We start from the raw sequence: 3,152 nt of genomic DNA on the forward strand, positions 1-3,152 counted from the left end.
CGCTGGCCGGGTCCCACAGCCGCACCGTCTCGTCGTCGCCGCCGGTGGCGAGCAGGGTGCGCCCGTCGGGCAGGGAAAGGCCGGCCAGTGCGAGTACCGTGCCGATGTGGCCGGTCAGGCGCGGGCCTACGGCCTGGCATCTGGCCGGGTCCCACAACTGCACCGTCTCGCCGTCGGCGGTGGCGAGCAGGGTGCGCCCGTCGGGCAGGGAAACGGTGGCTAGGCTGACTACCGGACTCCCGCGGTGGGTGAGAATGTTGTGGCTGGGGCCGTTCCATATGGCGTGTATCGGCCGCCATAACCTGCTAGGAAGGCGACGGGCGACGCTATCAGCGAGGCTGTTCGCACCAGTCTTGCGGGCGGACACCTCGATCACTGCTAGGCGTTCGGTGGTGTGGTGTCCGACGGCGAGGTCGAAGGCGCCAAAGAAGGCGTGTGCCGTGGCGGTGGTGAGGTGGCGTCGCTGGTGGAGCACGGTTCGGAAGCCGACGTGGGAGATGAATTCGGGGTCGTGGAGAAAGTCGGAGAGCAGGCCGGCGTGGGCGGCGTGTTCGGGTAGATACGCGAGGGCGTAGGCGCCAGTCGCGGCCCAGCGGCGCTGACCGACTGGCTCGACGGGCGTGAGGGCAGTGGTGATCCGGGTGTGGGCAGCACGGGTGGCGGCGGCAAGCGTATAGCCGAGGTGGCGGACGCCATCGTGGTCGCTGTCGGTGAGTGTGGTGCCGGCGGTGAAGTCGCGCAGGCTTTGGTGACGAGGCAGGTAGAGGTCTGGGTCGCCGCCCTGTCGCACGGCGAGGAACGGTCGGAACACGCCGTGCAGCAGTTTGCGGGTGTCGGGTTCGGGGACGTCAGCCCAGCAGGCGAGGGTGGCGGCGGGTTGAGCTTCCCGGGTTGCTGTGAGCGTGGCGAGCAGGGGTAGGCCGCGGGTCTGCCAGGCGTGGTCACCGAGCGCGGTCTGCCAGCGGTGGATGTTGTCGGCGTAGTAGCCGGCGAGTCCATGGGGGAGCTCGTCGACGTCGTTGGGGTCGCGGTCGCGGTCGCGGATCTGGTCGAGGACGGTTAGCGCGTAGATCCACACTCCGTCTGACCGGATGAGCAGCGTCTGGCTGAATCGGCGGACGGACATGCCGCTGCGGCATAGCGCGTCGGCGATCAGCGGGTCGCGGGTGCTGACCATGGTGAGGTAGTCCAGCAGATCCTGGCGGTTGAACTCGCTTTCGACGTCGATTCGTTCCACGGTTCGTGATCCGGCCGGGAAGGTCACGGTGCTGGGGCGGGTGGTGGCGATGATGACCGTCCCCGGGGGCAACGCTGGGGGCAGGCCGAGGGGAAGTTCGCCGGGTGAGGTCGCGGGCGGTGCCTCGTCGAGGCCGTCGACGAGGCACACCACTGGCCTGCCGGGCGCGGTGGTGTCGCGGATCTTCGCGGCGTCGCAGAGCCGTTGGTAGAGCCAGCGTGGGGTGTCGGCACCTGCGGGCAGGATGCCGCCGGGGGCAGCGTTGAGTCGCCAGGTGGCGATGAGTTGGGCGGCGAGGTTGAGGCGTGCGGCCTCGGGCGTGCGTCCGTCGGCCAGGCGTGTGAAGTGGGCCGGCCAGCCTCGGGTGAAGGCCAGGTAGGTGGCCAGCGCTGACTTGCCCATGCCCGCTTCGGCTTCGATCAGCAGGTAGCCGCCACGCCGCATTTGTATGCTGCGGCTGATGAACGCGTCGATCTTCCTGATGAGGTCGGTACGCCCCCGGAATCTGGCAACTGGGTTGTCCGGGGTGGCGGGATCGTAGAGGCGCAGGTCCCCGGGCAGTGGGTCGAGGGGGATGGTGGCGTCCCGCAGCAACGCGAACGGACCAGAGAACCGTTGCTGGAGGATCTGCCCATAGTTGACCCCGATGGCCTGCCCATTCGCCGCCGACACACGACCGGCCGACGGGCCGCGGTGGGGGGTGGTACCGCTGGTGCCGGCTGTCATCGCCCGGGACCGATGGTGTTCTGGGTGATCTGCCCGTAGTTGACCCCGACGGCCTGCCCCCCGGCCGCGGCGATTGCCCCGATGTAAACGCTGCTCGAAGGTTCGGCGGGGCTGGTGGCGGCCGGGCTGCTCGAGACGAAACGTGGGGTGGGAAACGGTGGCGCGGTGGCCGGTTTCGCCCGCTCGCCGGTGACAGCGAGGCCGGCGGCACGGAGAAGGTCGGCCCGTGCGTCGCCCTGAGCGATGCCGTACAGGTCGATGGACACGACCTGGCCGAGCAGGCCCGGCCGGTCACAGTCCTCGATCCGGGCCACGAGAAGCTTGCGCAGAACGCCGCGGGGATCGGACGCCCACGCAGCCCGCCACTCCGCCGCCCCGTACACCGACCGGCTGTAGGCCGCCGACAGCACGGCGATGGTCCGGGCGGCCCGAGCAACACCCGCGTCCATGCCGCAGATCCAGTGGGAGCCGGGGGTGAAGTCCCAGGCTTGGATCAATACCCGCCAGCCGGCTTCCTCCAACGTCCAGGCGATCCACTCGGCCCATGCCCGGTCGGTCTGGGTGTAGGAGACGAAGAAGTCCCAGCCTTCGCCACCCTCGCCGTTGCTGCGTTCCGTAGTGCCCCCGTTGCCCACCCCACCAGTGTGCCACCCGCCTACACCGCAGCAGATCCGCCCAACACGGCCCTGCTATTGGGGGCTGTTCCTGGCGGGGCCTGGACTCGCCGTCGGGCGGGGCGGGCCCCGAGCGCGGGCCTGATCGTCGGCGTGGGCTACTGATCCCAGAGGTGGACGGTGGGTCGCGTGCGCCAGGGGGCGTGGTCGGGGCCACGGGTGTAGCCGGCGACGATCTGTTCGTGGTGGGTGCACTGGCCGGCGGCGTGGGCGTGGGGGCTGAGGCAGGTGTTACGCCGGTACGGGGCGACCCGAAGCCGGTAGTCCAGCCCGGCCCGGTCGGCGCCCCGGACGGCGGTGGGGCCGTCGTGGTCGGGGTGGACGCGTACCACGCGGACGTCGCTGGTGGCGTGGATGTGGTGGCGGGTGTCGCGGCGGCGGCCGGCCCGGTCGCGGGGCAGGGTGTCGATCTCGGTGAGGCGGGCCGGCCCGGTGGTTTGGCTGATCATCTGCCAGGCGGTGTAGATGACGTGGGTCCAGGTGTGGGCGGGGTCGGTGTCGGGGTGTGCGGCGGG

3 protein-coding genes are annotated in these 3,152 nt (G+C 70.6%); all 3 read right to left on the reverse strand.

Going from position 1 to position 3,152, the window contains the following annotated elements; genetic code table 11:
* Positions 1 to 1,909 (reverse strand): NACHT and WD repeat domain-containing protein (locus C1A33_RS31545; protein WP_243408131.1); only part of this gene is annotated, 1,909 nt, incomplete at its 3' end.
* A gap of 50 nt (positions 1,910 to 1,959) precedes the next feature.
* Positions 1,960 to 2,598: a toll/interleukin-1 receptor domain-containing protein gene (locus tag C1A33_RS31550; protein ID WP_101836028.1), complete on the reverse strand. Its 639-nt coding sequence runs from the start codon at positions 2,596 to 2,598 to the stop codon at positions 1,960 to 1,962.
* Positions 2,599 to 2,735: 137 nt separating this feature from the next.
* The coding region (locus C1A33_RS35450; protein ID WP_165818668.1) for a hypothetical protein at positions 2,736 to 3,152 on the reverse strand (417 nt) is incomplete at its 5' end.

Origin of the sequence: Frankia canadensis (assembly GCF_900197875.1) — a bacterium.
In the GTDB taxonomy this organism is placed as follows: Bacteria; Actinomycetota; Actinomycetes; order Frankiales; family Frankiaceae; genus Frankia; species Frankia canadensis.